We start from the raw sequence: 17,550 nt of genomic DNA, 5'->3' as shown, positions 1-17,550 counted from the left end.
GACCTTCCCCCCAATCATCGAACAGCCAAAAAAAATCGCCGCCCCATGAGGGCGGCGAATCATTTTGACGACGACTACCGAGAACTACTGGCCACCACCGTTCGCCGGAGGAGACGCGAGCGGTCGTGGCGATCCCCGTGGCGATCCCCGGGGTGATCCTTTACGCCCGTTTGGCCTGAGTCGCGCCATACCGGTTCAGGTAGCGATACTTGCCGAACTGGTAGTGCGCGCGGTACCAGCGGCCCTCGACCTTGAGGCCATTGAACAGCACGCCCTTGACCTCCGCGCCGGACTGCTCGATCAGCCGGCGTGCCGCGCTGAGCTCGCCGGTCGTCGTCCTGTCGGCACGCGCCACCAGGAACACGGCGCCTGCCTTGGGTGCCAGGATGCCGGCATCGGCTGCCGCCAGCACCGGTGGCGTATCGATCAGGATGAGGTCATAGCGGGCGCGCACCTCGCTCAATAGCGCGTCCATGCCCGGGCTCTGCAGCAAGTCGGCCGCGAGTGGCGGCACCGAACCGGTCGGGATGAAGTCGACGCCCGGGGCGACATCGTGCTGGATCACATCGTTCAGGCGCGTACCCGTCAGTGCCTCGGTGAGGCCGGGCTTGCGCGTGACATCGAACCGGCTGTTGAGGACGCCGCGGCGCAGGTCGCCGTCGATCAGCAACACCCTGCGGCCCGAGCTTGCCGCGACGACGGCGAAGTTGGCGCAGATGAACGACTTGCCGGCGTCCGGCGCAGGGCCCGTGACCACCACGACATGGTTGCGCATCGAGTTGAGCAGCGCGAACTGCAACGCGGTGCGGAAGCCGCGCAGGCTCTCGATGGCCGGATCGTCCGGCTGCTGCACGGCCAGCAGGTCGCCGCCGCCCTCCTTGTTGCGGGCGAGGCGTGCCTGCTGCGGGCTCATCGGGATGGTGGCGTAGACGGTCAGGCCGCACTGCGCTTCGATCTCGTCGGCGTCGGTGACGCCGCCATCGAGCAGGCGCCGCGTCGCCACCACCAGCAGCGCCATCACCAGTGCCAGCGCCACCGAGGTGCCACTGATCAGCAGACGGTTCGGCCGGATCGGCTTGAGCGGCACTTCGGCAGGATCGACCAGGCGCGCCGTGCCCACCTTGCTGGCCTTGACGAGCCTGAGTTGCTGCACGTCATTGAGCAGCGACTGGTAGAGCTCCGTGTTGACCTTGACGTCACGCATCAGGCGCACCACGTTCTGCTCGACTTCCGGCAGCTTCTGGATCTTGCCGGTCACGCCGTTGAGCTGCCCGGTGAGTCCGGCGATCTGGTTGTCGAGGATCTCGATCGTCGGATGATTGCCGGTGAACCGGGCAATCAGCTCCTGCCGCTTCTGGCGCAGTTCCTGCAGCTTGGTCTGGATCTGGACCGACTGCGACAGGATGAGCTTCGATTCCTCGCTGAGGTCGATGGTGCCGCGCTGGTTGCGCATCGCGTTGTAGCGGGACTCCGCGGCTTCCATCTGCTGCTTGAGCTGCGGCAGCTGGCCTTCCAGGAAGTTGACCGATTTCTCGGCCTCGGCGGCCTTGCGGCGAACGTTCTGGTCGACGTACTCGTTGCCGATCTCATTGAGGATGGCCGCGGTCTTGCCCGGCGAAGCCCCTTCCAGCGCAACGCCGATCACACCGCTCTGCTTGCCGCGCTCGGAGATGGCCAGCTGGTCCTGCAGCAGAGAGATGGCCGTTGCGCGCGGGATGTGGGTGACCGTGAACTGCGTGCCGGGCCGGCCATCCAGCCGGCTGACGAGGATGGTGACGTCGCCGCCTGTGATGGCCACGGTCAGTGGCGATCCCACCGTGCCGTCCGCCGTGAGCTCGCTGCTGGCGAAGCTGAGCCGGTACTTGTTGTCGCCGGTGGCGGTCACCGTCATGCGGCGGCCTTCCATCTGCGCGGGCACGTCGAGCCGTGCGACGGAGATCGACTCGCCGCCCCAGGCATAGCCGCCAAAGCCGAACAGGCCGGGTTTGGACAGCTCGGGGTTATAGCTGGCGATCGCCGCGCCAATCATCGGGAAGTATCGTGGCGAAGCCTCGATATCGAGCCGCAGCGTGTCCACCGCCTTGCCGACCACCATGCGCGAGCGCAGCAGTTCGATCTCGGCCGTCGCTGCCGGCTTGACGTCGAACACCGGCGAGATGCTGGCCGCCAGCTTGCTGGCATTGTTGCCGGGGTTGGTCTCCTCCACCTGCACCATGATGTCCGCGCGGTAGACCGGCGTGGCCAGGAACGCGTAGAGCAGGCCAATACCGACAATCGATGCGGCGACGATGAAGAATGTCCACCGGTAGCGAATCAGCACGTCCAGGTAGGACGTCATGTCAATTGGCTTATCGGCCTCTTCCCAAGTGTCGGGCCCGTGGTCCCGGAAACTCCGAACGTTGCTCATGACGCCCCTCCGTGGCGGTGGGCCGGCTCTGCCGCAAGGATTCTTGCCGACCACGATTCAACACCCATTTTGATCAACCCAAGCACGATGACGAACATGTTCTGCGACCCCCCGTAGGGGTCGGGTACATCGGTTTGTTCGCGTTCGCACAGGCGGTATGTCTTGCCGCGCGCGGCCGGGAACATGTCTTCCAGGACTTCGCGCTGCTCGTCGTCCATCACCAGCACAAGGTCTGCACCGGCGACCAGCGCGGCATCGATGGCGCGCGCGCGATGCGCCGCGAGGTCGCCGCCTTCCGTCGCCAGCAGCCGCACCGCCCGGGGGTCCGCCGTGGCGCCGACCGGCGGCTCAAGCCCGGCGGACACCACGTTGCACTCCGGCAGTGCGCGCTTCAGGAGATCGGCCGCCATCGGGCTTCTGCACCGGTTGCCGAGGCAGACCACCAGGATCGTCCGGACCATCGTCGCTCCATGCGCGCGTTGCATCATGGGCGCGCAATGCTGGCCGTGCCGACGATCGGCTGGATCAGCAAGGTCATCACCCGACTCCAGCGCACGAGGTCGCGTGCATCGACGTACACCACGTCCTTCGGTTCCAGCTCGAAGCTCTCCGCGATGGCCAGCGCCACCGGCGAGGTGCCATCCAGGTGGTAGACCTTCGGGTTGCCGGCGTCCGTCTTGCGGATGACGAAGATCTGCTCGGCGTTGGCCGACGCAGGATTCACGCCGCCCGCGTCGCCCAGCGCCTCGTTCAGCGTCATGCGCCCATTGCGCATGAGCAGCGACGACGGCTTGACCACCTCGCCAGTCACGAAGATCTTGCTGTCCTCGCGTTGCTCCACGCGGACGATGTCGCCCGAGCGCAGCAGGATCTGCGACGGATCCACGCCCTTCGCCAGCAGCGCCGGGATGTTCACGTACCAGCTGCGCTCGCCGCGCGTGACGCGGACGCGGCTGTTGTCGCCGGTCAGGTTCAGCACGCCGCCCGCGCGGTTCAGCGCTTCGACGAGCGTCATCGGCGCGTCGTCGATGGCCAGCATGCCCGGGGTCTTCACTTCGCCATCGACGTAGACGCGCTGGCTGCGAAAGCCCAGCACGCGCACGGTCATCTGGGGATCGCGGACCACGCGGGAGAGGATGCGGGCCATCTCGTCACGCACCTCGTTGGCGGTCTTGCCGGCGACCTTCATCACGCCGGCATAGGGAAACTGGATGTCGCCAGCCGGGCTCACGACGTAGCCAGGCATGTTCGATCCACCGCTCGACGTAGGAATCTCGAAGGCCGCACCGATGCTGTAGGTCTGCGTCGGAAACACGAGTTCGGGGTGATCCCACACCACGACCGAGATGATGTCGCCGCCGCCGATGCGATACGGCTCCGGCTTGCCGTAGAGCTCTTCCACGTTCGCATTGGTGGGCTTGGCCTTGGCGCGCTGCTCGCGGACCAGATCCAGCGTGATCGGCGTGACGTCGGGCTTCGTCTCGGGGCTGACGGCGCTGACCGGTGCGTTGGCGCTGAACATCATGCCCGGCGATGCCGCGCAGGCGGAGAGCAGCATCGCGGCGCCCAGCATGGCCAGCGTCGCGCCCATCGGGCGGCGCGATCCGGCTTCGGATCTGCGGGCAGTCTGGAATTCACTAGTTTTCACGGCAATCTCCCTCGCGTTGGCAACGTGACGGCGCATGGCCGCCATGCCGTCGTTACAGCCATCCTAGGAGCCGGAAAGTGCAGCCTCGGTGCGCTCTCGCACATTGATGCCGGAGGGCTTCCGGACAACGTGGCGTATCGCACCGAAGGGGGGGCGAATGCGGCATACCGTACGTAACACACGGCCCGCACCCCTTCGCGCGGCGGGCGTTTTCACCGCTTTGGGGAGGAACGGATGAGAGGCGTGATCATCAATGCCGACGATTTCGGCTACGACGACGACACATATCGAGCGACGGTCGCCTGCTTCGAGGCGGGGCTTCTCACCAGCGCGACCATCCTTGCGGGCATGCCGGCGACGGCAAGGGCCTGCCGTTTCGCGCGGGAAAACCGCGAGCGGTTCTCGTTCGGCCTGCACTTCAATATCGTCGAAGGATGGCGGCCGGCCGGCAAGTCGTCGACGCTGTGCCGCAAGGACGGGGAATTCTTTCCGCCCCGGATGCAGCGTGCCCGCGCGATGGCCGGCCTGATCGACGCCGCCGATATCCGGCGCGAGTTCCGCGAGCAGCTCGCCGAGCTGCGCGACCACGGCGTGGAGGTCACCCACGTGGATGGCCACGGGCATATGCACAAGTACCCCGCCATCATGCGCGTGGTCCGCGAGGAGATGGTGCGCGCGGGCATCACCCGTGTGCGGCGCCCGCAGAATTGCTACGCCGAGAAGCACAACGTGCGCGGTTTCCTGAATGAGCGGCTCCTGCGGCATTTCGGCGACCTGCGCAGCACCGATTACTACGTCGGCGTGGATGCACTGGAGCCCGGCTGGGCGCAGCAGCTTCCCGCCATCCTGCCCGAGGGCATCACCGAGATCTCGGTGCATCCCGGTTATACCGAGCCCTGGCGCAAGGTGGAGGGCGGCCCGCTGATGGAGCCGGCCGCGCTCGGCATGGCGCTGGAACAGGCGGGGATTGTCCTGCGGCGCTATCACGACATCTGACACGGCATCTGAAGGGTTGCGGCGCATGTGGCGCCGCGGCATCGCGTGCCGCGGCGTCATGCTCAAACGGTGGGGCTCTGGCTGATCAGCGCGATGGTTTGCGCCAGCGTGGCTTCCGCCTGGCCGCGATCGATATGGAACTGCGCCAGCAGCGCTTGCCGCTCGGCACCGGCACGCTCCCGGGCCAGATCGAGGTTCTGCAGATACGGAATGGCCAGCGCCGCGAAATCCGCATCGCGTGGCACCAGCAGGCCGCTGTGCGCGTCGATCATGGAGCCGATGCAGCCGCGATCGTGGGCCACGACTGGGATGCCATAGCTGTGCGCTTCCAGCACGATCAGCGGCGAGGCTTCGTTGTGGTACGTCGTGGGGAACAGCAGCACGTCGATATCGTGGAAGAACTGCTCCTTGTCCGTGCCGCTGACCGGGCCGAGATAGCGGACGCACGGCGTGCGGGCCAGTTCGGCATCGAACTCGGCGCGGATGTCGGCCGCCACGGGCCCGGCGATGCGCGCGCAAATCGGCATGCCGAGATCCTGCGCCTGCCGTACCACGGCAAAGAAGGTAAAGATGCCCTTGGCGGCGGTGATATTCGACAGGAAGCCGACCGTCAGCGCCTCGCCGACGCTATCCCGCTGGTGTGCCGTCGACGACAGGTCGATCAGGCTGAGGTTCGGCAGCACCTGCACGTTGGCCGACGGCAGGCGATAGATTCGGGCGAGCTCGGTGCGCATCATCTCGCACAGCACCAGATGCTTCGCACGCGGCGCGCACCGCATGATCAGGCGCGAGTACCAGGTTGGCCGGTTGATATACGCGAAGCTGTGATGGTGGAAATAGATATCCAGGCCGAACCATTGCGCGAGCGCCACGAAAGGCACGTCCAGCAGTTGCCCGAAGCCGCCCGATAGCCCGAGGTACAGCGTGTGCGGGCGATCCCGCACGCAAAGGCCGGCCATCCGCGCGAACTGGCGCAGACGGTTCCCCAGCGCGGCCACGGCGGCGCGCCTGCCGGTGCCACGCTTCGCCACGTCGAGCTCCACGACCCGCGTGCGCTCGCGAAGCAGTTCCAGCATGCGCTGGCAGGCGGCCGAAAAGCCATTGTGAGGCGGCGGCAGCGGTCCGAGAAAGACCACGGGCCTGGCCAGGCCCACGGACGCAGCGTCCGTGCCGCTGGCCGGTTGTTGTGCGGGGGTGCGCGTGGGTCCTGTATCCACTGGATTTTCCCGTTTGAGGCCGGAGGCGATGGGCATGGCTAAGCCTGGTTTTCTTCGAGAATCTTCACGCAGCCATCCATGATGGAGCGGCCTGCGCAGGCGGGGGTGTACTCGCCCGCCACGTGCAGGCAGTTGCGCATGGTGGCTTCCACATCGGAGAACGCGTCGACGGCGAGTGACAGCTTGTCGGCGAGGTCGCCGGCGTTGCGGGTGGCGAAGGTGAGCCCCGTGGCGCCTTCCTGCACCAGCTCGGGAATGCAGCCGCAGCAGTCGCTGACCACCACGGGGCAGCCGTAGCTGAGCGCTTCGTTGACGACCAGTCCCCACGCTTCGGTGTGGCTTGGCAGCACGAGGCAGGTGGCGCTGGCGTATTGCCGCGCGAGCTGTTCGATATCCATCGCGCCGAGGAACGTCGTGGCGCCTGCAATGCCCAGCGACTCCGCCAGCTGCGGCAGCCCTTCCGACTCCACGACGGGGCCCGCCAGCGCCAGCGTTGCCTGCGGATGCAGCCGGCGGACGCTGGCGAACGCGCGCAGCAGGTCCTCGATGCCCTTGGCGCGGCAGACCAGCCCGACGAACAGGAACCTCGGCGCGGCGGATGATGGCGCGCTGGCGAGGCGATGCCGCGCGGCGTCTTCCGCGCGGTAGGTATGGGGCAGCGCGGCGGCCTGGCAGCGGTCGATGATGCGGGCCGGGTCGGCGCCCATCGCCACGACGTACTCCGCGCTGCGTCGTCCGTAGACGAAGATGCCATCGCAGCGGCGGAAGAAGAAGCGCTTGAGGCGGCGCTTCATCGGATGATCGGCCTGGTCGCGCATGGTGGAATCGCAAAACACCCCGCGCCGCTTGCCCCGCAGCATGCAGGCCACCAGCATGGCCCAGAACTCCACGCGGTGATAGCCAGGGATCAGGATCAGACGGCTCTTCGAACGCCAGACTTCGTACGCCAGCCGGATCGAGATTTTCCACTGCGGGATGCGGTCGTAGGGCGCGTCGAACAGGATCTGGTAGGGATACTGGTGATAGCTGGTGTCAACGCTGCTGAAGGACGACCGTCCGTAGCCCGTGGCGGCGATATGGAAGAAGCGCACATCGCGGCCGATGCCACGCGCATGCGAGAAGGCCTCGCTGAACACGGCGCCCTTGTACTTGGCCCATAGCATGTTGTGATAGATGTCGATCATCGTCGTCAGCCCTTGCTGCAGTCGCGGTGCATGGGATCTAGATCGCGTGCGCGTCTTCCGCGAGCTCTTCGCGGCCCGGCGCCGATGCATCGGCATAGGACGCCTGCCGGGCTGCCTCGCGGCCGGGGACGTCGCGGAGACGGGGTTTCAGCGGCCGGCACGGGCTGCCCATGCAGACCATGCCGGCGGGCATGTCGCGGAAGACCGCGCTGCAGGCGCCAATGACGGCGCCCTCGCCGATGGTGACGCCCGGTGCGATGAAGGTGTGGCTGGCCACCCACGCTTCGTCCGCGACCCGAATGGGTCTGCCACGGATCAGGAAGTCGCTGCGCTGGTAGTCGTGATCGCCGGCGCACAGGTAGCAGTACTGCGAGACCACGGCGTTGTTGCCAATCACGATCTCGGCAAGGCTGTACAGCTCGGCGCCGTCGCCGATCCATGCGTGATCGCCGATGGTGACCTTCCACGGATACGTCACCTTGACGCTTGGCCGGATGACGACGCCGCGGCCGACGCGCGCGCCGAAGCAGCGCAGGAGCCAGCGCCGGAAGCCATTCGCGAACTGCGGCGAAGTCCGGAAGAACAGGCTCTGGACACACCACCAGCACTGCACGGCGATGGCGGAGCGGCCCCGGAAGCCGGGGGGCATCCTGAATGACGACAAGTCCTGGATCATGTCGGGTTCCTTTCCGTCTTTTCCCGAGGGATATGCGGAGAATCGTGCCGCCGCGCCACCGTGCGCACCGTACGCCAACCCACACAGGCCGGGCCCCCCGGTAGCGCGCGCCGGATGGGCTGGCGGGTGGGCTACTCCCCGGGCTACTCCCCGGCCAGGTCGGTCTCGGTGCGGGCGGCCGCATCGCGTGGGGCCGCCAGTTTCAGCAGGGTTTCCTCCAGCCGCAACAACACCGGTTCGCGGTCGAGATGGCGTTCGGCCCAGGCCTTGCCGATCTCGCCCAGGGCCCGCCGGCGTTCCGGGTCGTCGGCCAGTTCCGCGATGGCGTTGGCCACCGCGACGCTGTCGCCGGGGTCGACGACGATGCCGCAGGACGCCACCAGCCGCGCGAGCTCCGTGCCCTCCTGTGCGGTGGCGACGACCGGGCGCCCGCTGGCAAGCATGGCCGCGAGCTTGGAGGGCAGCACAAGATCCGCGGCGTCGGCGCGCTGCGGCATCAGGTGCAAGTCCGCGGTGGCCAGCAGCGAGGGGAAGTCCTTCACGGGCTGCAGCGGCAGGAAATGGACGCGGGCGAGGCCGGCACATCGCTCGCGCAACCCCTCCAGCCCGGCGCCGGCGCCGCAGATAATGAAGTGGAGGTTCTCGCGCGCCAGCAACAGGCGCGCCGCGTCCGCCAGGATCTCGATGCCCTGCTTGTTGCCGATGTTGCCGGAGTACAGGGCGACGATGGCATCCGCGGGGATGCCGAGCTGCTGGCGGAAGTCGGTATCGCTGCGCTGCGCCAGCCCGGCGAGGTCCACCCAGTTGGTGACCAGTGTCAGGCGCTTGTCGTCGGCACCCTTGCGCCTGGCCAGCGCCACCATCGGGATCGAGATGGACGAGACGTGGTCGAAGCGCTTCAGCAGCCACCGTTCGGCGGCCTCCGCCATGCGGCGCAGCAGGCGGCCCTTGAGCAGGCCAAGCTCGAACGCGGCATCGATCTCGTAGTCATGGATGTGGAGCCACGCGTTGGCGCCCGTGAGCCGCGCGAACGCCAGCACGGCGGGGCTGCAGAAGAGCGGCGGTTCCACCACGAAGACGACGTCGGGTCGCCAGGCCGCCTGCGCCACGAGCACCGGCAGGCTGGAGAGGGCGAACGACGCCAGGTGCACCACGCGCTTGAGCCCGGACGGGCGGCCCGGTACCCAGAGGGGCGCACGCATCACGCGGACCCCGTTGCGCATCTCCCGGCTGTAACCCCACGCGCGATAGCCTTCCTCCACCCGCCATGCAGGATAGTAGGGCGGTGCGGTAATCACCCGCACGTCATGTCCGCGCGCGGCCAGCCATTCGGCTTGCTCGCCCGTGTACTTGCCAATGCCGGTCAGCTCCGGAGCGTAGTTGAGGCAATAGAGCAGGATCTTCATCTTTCTCTTTTCATCCTGGCGCCGCATGGGCGCACGTTTCCGCCGGGCAGCCGCACGCTGGCCGCTGGGGCAGCAGTCGACTGAGAGGTCGAGGAGCAGTCTACGGCCCGGGTTCGTGACCGAATGTTCGTGCCCGCACGCAATCGCCCGGCCCGGAAACCTGTGCGCGAGCGAACAGAACCGGGCCGGCGGCGGACGTATGCTGCATTGCGGCGTAGTGACTGCGCCCTCCGCTCCGTCCGCGTTCCGATGCGTGCGAGGGGCGGGCCAATGCGGGGGCCGCCGATATCGGCGAAGGAGGCTTGCGTGAGTACTTTGAAGGGCGAGTTGCTTGGCAACGAGGCCGAAGACGTCGCCAATGCGGCCAGTGGCGGCGGCGGCGCGCCGGATGCCGGGGCGGCCGCGGTGCGGGCAGACCAGGGCGCAAGGGCCTTGCGGCTGGCGGTGGCGAGCTCGATGGTGTCGAAGGCGTGCAGCATGGCCTTCCAGGTGGTGAGCATCCCCCTGTTCGCGAAAGTCCTCGACGTGGAGGACTTCAGCGCCCTGATGGTGTACTACGGCATCTCCGCGTGGCTCTCGCTCGTGGCGATTGGGGTCTGGCCGACGATCACGTCCATTGCCGCCGACGATCGCAAGAAATCATTGTTGTCCGGCGTGCTGGCCGTCTCGCTCGTCGCGCTGTCCGCGGTATTCCTCGCCCTCATCGCGCTGGTGTTGCTGTCGCGGCCGGTGCTCGAGGGCAGCGGGATCAATCTGTTCTCCGCGAAATACTTCAACCTCTTCACGACGGCACTTGCGTGCTATGCCATGCTGACCGTGCTGTCGGTGGGCGAGGCCGTCAATCAGGGGCAGCACCGGCAGCATGTCAACAACCTGATCACGGCGGGCGGCAGCGTCCTGAACGTGGTGTTCATCGTGCTGGCCAGCTCCTACGCGCCAGCCGACGCGCAAGGGCATGTCAACGTCACGCTGCTGTTCCTGGCCAGCCAGCTCGGCTTCATCATCGTGCGACTGATCAACATCGTCTTCGTGGTGCTGCGCGTCGGCCGGCCGCAGGAATTGCCCGGCAAGGCGTTTGCCCGGGACCTGGCCCGCAACACGAAGTCGCTGGTGCTGGCGCAACTGGCGCTGGCATTCATCCAGCAGGGCACCGTGCTGCTTTGCTACGAGATGGGGCAGTCCCGCGACGCGGCGCTGCTGGCGCTGCTCTTTCGCGCCAACATGCTGCTGCACAGCCTGGTCTTCATGATCAACCAGCCGCTCTGGCCGATCATCCATCGCCATATGCTGGCTGGCGACTGGGCCTGGGTCACGCGCACTTACCGGAAGCTCGCCGCCGCCTACGTGACCTACGGGCTGCTGGCGATTGCGGGGGCGTCGGTGTTCGGCGCTGCTGCAGTATCGCTATGGACGGCCTCCGAGTATCCGATTTCCAACGGCATGGCGATGCTTGGCGCCGCCTACTTTGCCGTGCTGGTGACATCCGCTTCGAGCATGCCGGTGCTGATGGGCGCGCAGGCCTTCAGCAGCCTCGGCAATATCGGCCTGCTGGAATTCCTGGCCGCCGCCGTGGTGTGTGCCGGGCTGTACCTGGCCAATGCGGTCAGCTTCGCGCACATCGTGGCGGCGCTGATTGTGGCCAACGCCGCGACGGCGTTGTGGATGATGCCCGCACGGGCCATCGGGCTGCTGCGGCGCGGCGGCATGCTGCCGCACACCGCGTGACAGCGCGCTGAGGCGCCGGAGCTTTGTCGACGCGGGGCGCACGCCCCGGCGGCTTTCCGGCGCAAGCCTTGCACGTCGACGGGCAAAAGGCAGTCAGCGGATCGTCAGTCTTGCGAGGCGGCCTTGCGCGTCAATCCCGAGTGTCAATCCCGTTCCTCAATCCCGCTCCTCGATCCCGTTCCTTGATCCCGCGCGTCATGCGTTTCAGCAATGCGCAATCGGAACGCCTCGGTGCATAGGGGCATGTGCCCAGTGCGTCCCCTTGAGTTGAGTCTTTCCGAAGCACGTCGCACGCGCAGACCGTTTCGTGAAGCCGTCAGCGGATCGACAGGTGTGCTGGTGAGGTGAGCGAGTCAGGAGAGCGCCAGGAATCCCGCCGGAAAAGCGCGTAAGGAGCGCGCTTAAAGGACGCGCGAAAGGCAAACAGATCAGCGACAGGAAGGCGCGCAGGCAAGCGCAGAAGGGAAGTGCAGAAGGGAAGTGCAGAAAGGAAGTGCAGAAAGGAAGTGCAGAAAGGAAGTGCAGAAAGGAAGTGCAGAAAGGAAGCGACCGTGGCGGCATGCCGCCACGGTCCGGACTACAGCGGCTGGCGCGCGGGGGCGGCCCGTGGCATGCGGCGCACGCCCTGTGCATGCCGTGCGCGCCGCCGGCTCACGAACCAGTTGATCGTCAGGAAGGCCACCGCGGTGGCGGTGCCGTAGGCGATCGCGATCATCAGTGCGCCGCGCAGCAGGAAGACAAGGAAGACGGAGAAGTAGATGCCGGCGGGCTTGCCGACAGGGCTTGCCGAGACGCACAACCGGTCGAGGAAGCGCGTCAGCATGGCGAGGGCGACGGCGGCCATCGCCACGCCGGCCACCGAGAAATCGATATATCCCTCGGCGATCAGCGGTGCGGAGAGGTTGTCGAAGTCCAGCTTGTGAAACGCCATCAGGAACTGGCCGATCTCGATACCCGTCGCATGGGGTTTGGCTTCCCAGAGCAAATGCGGCACGAAGAAGAGCACGCTGCCGAGCAACTGCTCGCCGAGCCGCAGGCCGTCGCGATTCACCATCTCGATGACGGTATGGATGTTGGCCCAGGCGTCGTAATGCAGGTCCAGGAAGTGCGAGAAGTACAGCCACGGGTCGAGGACTTCGGTGACATTCCACGAAGCCAGGTCCGCGTGTGTGAACACCGACGCGAGCGGGAAGCACACACCGATGAGCAGCAGCAGCGTGGTGGCCTGACGGCGCGACGTGCGGGAGAACCAGGGCAGCGCCAGAAGCAGCAGGCTGAGGTAGACCGGCCCGATGGTGTTGCGTTTCTCGATCAGCGGATTCTGCGACACGAACACGCACACCAGGAAGAACACGGCCAGCAGCAGCCAGAGCGGCTGCCGGAACAGCTGCCGGCCTTTCACGTTGACCAGCATCAGCAGCATCGGCACCGGCAGGAAGCACAGGTACTTCTGCTGGATCAGGTACTGCGGCGTCGCTTCGATCATTTCGGACTGCGTGCGGATGTCGATCGCCTGTAGCGACAGCACCACGGCCACGCATGCCACGCCCACGAGCACCAGGGCGCGCGGGGTGGTCAGGCGGTGTTGCACGACGACCGCCGGCGGCGGCCCGCGGCGCGCGGCATATGCGGCATACGGCCCGCGCCGGTTCCGCCGGTCGCGGCGGGCACCGTAGCATCGTGTGCCGACGTAGACCAGCACGAACAGCGTGCACAGCAGGTTTGTCGCGACGGCGAAGCCTTCGTTCAGCGTCGAGGTGTTGACCAGTTCCAGGTCGAAGTACGCGCGCTGCACGGCCGGCGCGACGACCAGAAACAGGATCTCGAAGAGCAGGACGGAGGCGTCCGCCAGCGAAGGAAAACGCTCCCGCGTGTGGAGGCACCAGTGCATGATGACCACCGTCGCGAGGACGAGCGTCGAGATCAGCAGCAGCGGCGAGCCAACGAACGAAATCGCATGGCAGTAGCCGACGATCAGCAGCAGCGACGCGGCCAGCATCACGTCCCACACGAAGTTGCGCGACAGACCCATGATGATCTCCTAGGCGGGACTTTCCAGGGCGTGCGCCTCGCCGCAGGCTGCCAGCCGCCCCGACGCCAGCGCGTCCTGGTAGGCGAGCTGCAGGCCGGCCTGCAGGCCGATGACGGGCTTCCAGCCGGTTTCGCGGATCGCGGTGGAGTCCAGCTGCTTGCGCGGCGTGCCGTCCGGCCGGGTGGTATCGAACGAGATGCTGCCGCGAAAGCCGACTGCTTGCGCGATCAGCGTCGCGAGCTGGCGGATGGTGACTTCGTCGCCCGTGCCGACGTTGAAGAAGCCGGCCGGCGCCGTGTGCGTCCGGTACGTCAGCGTGGGCAACGCCATCACGTGCATGCAGGCCTGCGCCAGGTCGTCCGCGTAGAGGAACTCGCGCATCGGCGTGCCGGACCCCCAGATGGACACGTCTGACGCGCCGGCGATCCGCGCCTCGTGGAAGCGCCGGATCAGGGCGGGAATCACATGGCTGTTTTCAGGGTGATAGTTGTCGCCCGGCCCGTACAGGTTGGTGGGCATCACGCAGCGGTAGTCGGTGCCGTACTGGCGGTTGTAGCTCTCGCACAGCATCATCCCGGCGATCTTGGCGATGGCGTATGGCGCATTGGTGGGCTCCAGCGCGCCGCTCAGCAATGACGACTCGTGGATGGGCTGTGGCGCGAGCTTCGGATAGATGCAGCTGGAGCCGAGGAACAGCAACTGCTGCACGCCACTGCACCAGGCCTCGTGAATGACATTGGCCGCGATCATCAGGTTCTGCTGGATGAACTCGGCCGGATAGGTGTCGTTCGCATGGATGCCGCCCACGCGGGCCGCAGCCAGGTAGACCAGCGAGATCTTCTCCCTGGCGAAGAAGTCGCGCACCTGCTGCTGATTGCTCAGGTCGAGCTCGGCGTGGGTGCGCGTGACGATGTCGGCGTTGCCCCTGGCACGCAGGGCCCGCGTGATGGCCGAGCCCACCATGCCACGGTGCCCGGCGACGAAGATACGGGGAAGAGGTTTATTCATGATGGTTGTACGCACGGAAACCTGCCATTTTCACCAGGGCGTCACGCCGAGCCGAAGCGAAGTCCGCACGGACCATCTCGCTCACGAGTTCGGCAAAGCTGATGCGTGGCGTCCACCCGAGCCGCTCGCGTGCGCGCGTGGCGTCGCCGAGCAGTGTTTCGACCTCCGTTGGCCGGAAGTAGCGCGGATCGACGCGCACAATCACGTCGCCCGGCTTGCAGCGGCCCGATACTTCGCGATGGCTGCTATCCACATGGGCGATGACGCCCACTTCGTCCACGCCGGTGCCCTCGAATTCCACCGTGATGCCCAGCTCCAGCGCCGCGCGCTCGACGAACTCGCGCACGCTGTGCTGTTCGCCGGTGGCGATGACGAAGTCCTCCGCCTGCGTCTGCTGCAGCATCAGCCATTGCATCTCGACGTAGTCGCGCGCATGGCCCCAGTCACGCAGCGCGGACAGGTTGCCGAGATAGAGCGTGTCCTGCAGTCCGAGTGCGATGCGTGCGATGGCGCGAGTGATCTTGCGGGTGACGAAGGTCTCGCCGCGCACCGGGCTTTCGTGATTGAACAGGATGCCGTTGCACGCGTACATCCCGTAGGCCTCGCGGTAGTTCACCGTGATCCAGTACGCATACAGCTTGGCCGCTGCGTAGGGGCTGCGCGGGTAAAACGGCGTGGTTTCCTTTTGCGGGATCTCCTGCACCAAGCCGTACAGTTCTGACGTCGATGCCTGGTAGAAGCGCGTGGTGCGCTCCATGCCGAGAATCCGCATGGCTTCCAGCAGCCGCAGCGTGCCCACCGCATCGGTGTTGGCGGTGTACTCCGGCTCTTCGAACGACACCTGCACGTGGCTCTGTGCCGCGAGGTTGTAGATCTCGTCCGGCTGCGACTGCTGCACCACGCGCACGAGGCTCGCCGTGTCGGTCATGTCGCCGTGATGCAGGATCAGGCTTCGGTCCTTGGCCTGGGGGTCCTGGTAGAGGTGGTCGATACGCTCGGTGTTGAACAGCGAGCTGCGGCGCTTGATGCCATGAACCTCATAGCCCTTGTCCAGCAGGAACTCGCACAGATAGGACCCGTCCTGTCCCGTGATCCCGGTAATCAGCGCCCGCCGGGTACCGTTGCGGCCGCGCGGCGCCGGAGCGTCTGCCGCGCGGTTTGCAGGGGAATTTCCGAGGATTTCCAGGTCGTTTGCGCCCATGACAGTCACGTGTTGGTTACGGATGAATTGGACTGTATGGCGGGCGCATGGGGGGTACTGTCTGCTAGCCCACACTCGCGATGGCGGTCACCGGCAGGGGCACGGGGGGCAGATGCGGCGCGGCAACGCAGCAGCGTGGTTGCGCATCCGTGCTGTGTGGCGTCGTCGCAATGCAGCAACGCCGACGTGCCGACGCGGCAACGCCTAAATGACAACAGGGCGCCGGCCGGTCTGGCGGGCGCCCTGCTGCGGGACGGCTGGATTCAAAGCGTGATGCTGCTGCCTTCGTAGGGCGAATCGCCACGCCGGGCGAGGACTGGGGTGGTGTTGCCATCGCGCGCGATGCGTTCATCGCCACTGACCCACTCCAGCGTGGCGCCGCGTTGCAGGGCGGCGTAGACCGCCTCCCCCTTGTTGCGGACCTTGAGTCGCTGGTAGAGCGTGCAGGCGTGGCTCTTCACGGTCGCCACGGAGATATTGAGCATGCGGCTGACGGTCTTGATGGGATAGCCGCGGGCCAGCAGCACCAGCACTTCATACTGGCGCGGCGTGATCTTGAGCATCTCCGCTTCGTCGTAGCTCGGCTCCTCTTCGACCGGGGCGGCGGGCGCGGCCGTCACCATGGCGGAGGGCGCCATCGGCTGGCCGGGGCGCAGGCTGGTGAGATCGCGCACGGCCACGGCTGCGCGCATGGCGCTGGCACAGGCCGCAGGCGACAGCGATTCAGCCGGCATCGCCGCGGACAGCGGCAATGGCGCGGCCGAGGCCAGCGATGGTGTGGCCGGCATCGCCGAGCGTGATGCGGATGGCGTCGCGGTGCCTTCGCCGGAGAACATCAGGCCCTGCGCGCTCGAGATCGCCAGCCGGATAGCGGCCTCGATCACGGCCAGCGATGCGGACTTGGGCAGGCAGCCACAGATGCCGCGTGCGGCGTCCACGCTGGGCGCGTGCAGGGGCAGCATGTCCGCGAGCACCAGGATGCGTTGCGGTGCCAGGCGCTCACGCGCCAGTTCCAGCTGTTCCCAGCCGGCGGCCTCGTCTGGCGGCATGCCGAAGACCAGCAGGTCTGCGTTGCGGTGTGGTGATTCCAGTCGTCCGATGTCCGCGGGCGCAAGCGCCAATACGTGTCCGGAATCCTGGATGGTTTCGAGCATCTGCAAAAGCCCGAGCCGGAGCAGCGGATGCTCCTCGATCAGCAAGGCGTTCATTGTTCTTCACTCCCCGTTTGGCGGGCGAGTTGCGGGCGTTTTGCGTGCAGGGAATTTGTTGCGGCAGGGCGGACACCGGTAACGGCACCGCGAATACAGCCTTAACCCCCGTGCTTCCGTGTCAGTCGATGTCCATTGTAAGGATGGACTTGTCCGCGCGACCGGAAGTATGACCCGAACCCAATCCCAAAAAAATCTCGCTCCTAAATCGGCTTAAATTCATCTTATGGGCTGGTGGTTCTGAAAGCAAGCAGGCGACTTTGTGGCGGACGGGAGTTGGAATGAAGCGAAACTCATAATCCCTGACCGAAATAGTGCAGATGGTTGCCAATGTATGCGCGACGCCATCTGGCAAGGGGTGGCCAGCCAGTTTCAGTATTGCAACAAGGGGCTCCGCAAAAGTTTCACGGCTGCAACCATTTTGAATAAAACGCGCTGGATAAATAACGAAAATTCACCCGGTTGGGGGGTGTGGGATTAACGAAAACCGTGTCGGGTGACGCACGCATGAAACCATTACAAAATGACTGTCGGGCCATCGGAAGTCGCTCGACCATTCGAGGGGAGTCTCGTGGCCTAGTTCAAAAGGATGAGACCGGTATCCCACATCAGGATGAATAAAAAACGGGCTGTACCGCCCGGGTCGCACGCTCTGCAACCGACCATCGTCGGAGGCCGTTGCCATCCCGATAATGACTGCGGGCCGGACCACATGCCCGCGGTCCGGCCCGTTCTCAGCCATCGGTCGGCTTGCCAGCGCGAGACGTGACGTCCTCGGCCCGACAAGCGTGCACTGACTTAGAGGTCGCTTCAAAACGATCCTGGCGTCGTTGCGCGGCCTT

General features: G+C 66.2%; 13 protein-coding genes. 2 read left to right on the top strand and 11 right to left on the bottom strand.

Annotated elements, in window-relative coordinates:
* Positions 1-160 precede the first annotated feature (160 nt).
* Genes BLR29_RS21520 through BLR29_RS21510 form a run of 3 tightly spaced genes read right to left on the bottom strand, consistent with a single transcriptional unit; the run spans position 161 to position 3,980 of the window.
* Entirely contained in the window at positions 161-2,407 is a 2,247-nt protein-coding gene (locus BLR29_RS21520) for a polysaccharide biosynthesis tyrosine autokinase (protein ID WP_092139368.1), read from the bottom strand.
* Complete coding sequence (locus BLR29_RS21515) at positions 2,404-2,868, bottom strand: low molecular weight protein-tyrosine-phosphatase (RefSeq protein ID WP_092139367.1); 465 nt, start codon at positions 2,866-2,868, stop codon at positions 2,404-2,406. The genes BLR29_RS21520 and BLR29_RS21515 overlap by 4 nt, the downstream gene beginning before the upstream one ends.
* Before the next feature lie 23 nt (positions 2,869-2,891).
* Positions 2,892-3,980 (bottom strand): polysaccharide biosynthesis/export family protein, encoded by a 1,089-nt coding sequence (locus tag BLR29_RS21510; RefSeq protein WP_092139669.1) that lies wholly within the window; start codon positions 3,978-3,980, stop codon positions 2,892-2,894.
* Between the two features lie 309 nt (positions 3,981-4,289).
* Here BLR29_RS21510 and BLR29_RS21505 point away from each other — a divergent pair, with 309 nt between their 5' ends.
* Entirely contained in the window at positions 4,290-5,051 is a 762-nt protein-coding gene (locus BLR29_RS21505; RefSeq protein WP_092139365.1) for a ChbG/HpnK family deacetylase, read from the top strand.
* 62 nt (positions 5,052-5,113) lie between these two features.
* Here BLR29_RS21505 and BLR29_RS21500 read toward each other — a convergent pair whose 3' ends face one another.
* From BLR29_RS21500 to BLR29_RS21485, 4 genes are all read right to left on the bottom strand, one after another.
* Entirely contained in the window at positions 5,114-6,268 is a 1,155-nt protein-coding gene (locus BLR29_RS21500; RefSeq protein WP_255371351.1) for a glycosyltransferase family 4 protein, read from the bottom strand.
* 38 nt (positions 6,269-6,306) lie between these two features.
* Positions 6,307-7,452, bottom strand: a complete 1,146-nt coding sequence (locus BLR29_RS21495; RefSeq protein ID WP_092139361.1) for a glycosyltransferase — start codon at positions 7,450-7,452, stop codon at positions 6,307-6,309.
* Between the two features lie 37 nt (positions 7,453-7,489).
* Entirely contained in the window at positions 7,490-8,128 is a 639-nt protein-coding gene (locus tag BLR29_RS21490) for a putative colanic acid biosynthesis acetyltransferase (RefSeq protein ID WP_092139359.1), read from the bottom strand.
* Between the two features lie 143 nt (positions 8,129-8,271).
* Positions 8,272-9,534: a glycosyltransferase WbuB gene (locus BLR29_RS21485; protein WP_092139667.1), complete on the bottom strand. Its 1,263-nt coding sequence runs from the start codon at positions 9,532-9,534 to the stop codon at positions 8,272-8,274.
* A 306-nt stretch (positions 9,535-9,840) separates the two neighbouring features.
* On the opposite strand from BLR29_RS21485, the gene BLR29_RS21480 reads away from it, so the two are divergent.
* Complete coding sequence (locus BLR29_RS21480; protein WP_092139357.1) at positions 9,841-11,259, top strand: polysaccharide biosynthesis protein; 1,419 nt, start codon at positions 9,841-9,843, stop codon at positions 11,257-11,259.
* 577 nt (positions 11,260-11,836) lie between these two features.
* Here the strand turns inward: BLR29_RS21480 and BLR29_RS21475 are convergent.
* The 4 genes from BLR29_RS21475 to BLR29_RS21460 form a co-directional block, all read right to left on the bottom strand.
* Positions 11,837-13,291 carry a hypothetical protein gene (locus BLR29_RS21475; RefSeq protein WP_092139355.1) on the bottom strand — a complete coding sequence of 485 codons (1,455 nt, stop codon included), beginning with the start codon at positions 13,289-13,291 and terminating at the stop codon, positions 11,837-11,839.
* A 9-nt stretch (positions 13,292-13,300) separates the two neighbouring features.
* Positions 13,301-14,299 carry a GDP-L-fucose synthase family protein gene (locus tag BLR29_RS21470; RefSeq protein WP_092139353.1) on the bottom strand — a complete coding sequence of 333 codons (999 nt, stop codon included), beginning with the start codon at positions 14,297-14,299 and terminating at the stop codon, positions 13,301-13,303.
* A complete protein-coding gene (gene gmd / locus BLR29_RS21465; RefSeq protein ID WP_092139351.1) occupies positions 14,292-15,500 on the bottom strand; it encodes a GDP-mannose 4,6-dehydratase in 1,209 nt (402 codons plus the stop codon). Before gmd ends, BLR29_RS21470 begins: the two co-directional genes overlap by 8 nt.
* 263 nt (positions 15,501-15,763) lie before the next feature.
* On the bottom strand, positions 15,764-16,708 hold the full coding sequence (locus tag BLR29_RS21460; protein WP_092139349.1) for a helix-turn-helix transcriptional regulator: 945 nt from the start codon (positions 16,706-16,708) through the stop codon (positions 15,764-15,766).
* Positions 16,709-17,550 lie beyond the last annotated feature (842 nt).

It is taken from the genome of Cupriavidus sp. YR651 (assembly GCF_900101625.1).
Lineage (GTDB): Bacteria > Pseudomonadota > Gammaproteobacteria > Burkholderiales > Burkholderiaceae > Cupriavidus.
The sequence above is the reverse complement of the archived record's forward strand: the minus strand, read 5'-3'. Positions and strand labels throughout refer to the sequence as shown.

Coding starts and splice junctions, on each gene's coding strand:
- BLR29_RS21520 (WP_092139368.1), bottom strand. CDS start 2,407: ATGAGCAACGTTCGGAGTTTCCGGGACCACGGGCCCGACACTTGGGAA.
- BLR29_RS21485 (WP_092139667.1), bottom strand. CDS start 9,534: ATGAAGATCCTGCTCTATTGCCTCAACTACGCTCCGGAGCTGACCGGC.
- BLR29_RS21515 (WP_092139367.1), bottom strand. CDS start 2,868: ATGGTCCGGACGATCCTGGTGGTCTGCCTCGGCAACCGGTGCAGAAGC.
- BLR29_RS21495 (WP_092139361.1), bottom strand. CDS start 7,452: ATGATCGACATCTATCACAACATGCTATGGGCCAAGTACAAGGGCGCC.
- BLR29_RS21490 (WP_092139359.1), bottom strand. CDS start 8,128: ATGATCCAGGACTTGTCGTCATTCAGGATGCCCCCCGGCTTCCGGGGC.
- gmd (WP_092139351.1), bottom strand. CDS start 15,500: ATGGGCGCAAACGACCTGGAAATCCTCGGAAATTCCCCTGCAAACCGC.
- BLR29_RS21475 (WP_092139355.1), bottom strand. CDS start 13,291: ATGGGTCTGTCGCGCAACTTCGTGTGGGACGTGATGCTGGCCGCGTCG.
- BLR29_RS21470 (WP_092139353.1), bottom strand. CDS start 14,299: ATGAATAAACCTCTTCCCCGTATCTTCGTCGCCGGGCACCGTGGCATG.
- BLR29_RS21510 (WP_092139669.1), bottom strand. CDS start 3,980: ATGCTGGGCGCCGCGATGCTGCTCTCCGCCTGCGCGGCATCGCCGGGC.
- BLR29_RS21505 (WP_092139365.1), top strand. CDS start 4,290: ATGAGAGGCGTGATCATCAATGCCGACGATTTCGGCTACGACGACGAC.
- BLR29_RS21460 (WP_092139349.1), bottom strand. CDS start 16,708: ATGAACGCCTTGCTGATCGAGGAGCATCCGCTGCTCCGGCTCGGGCTT.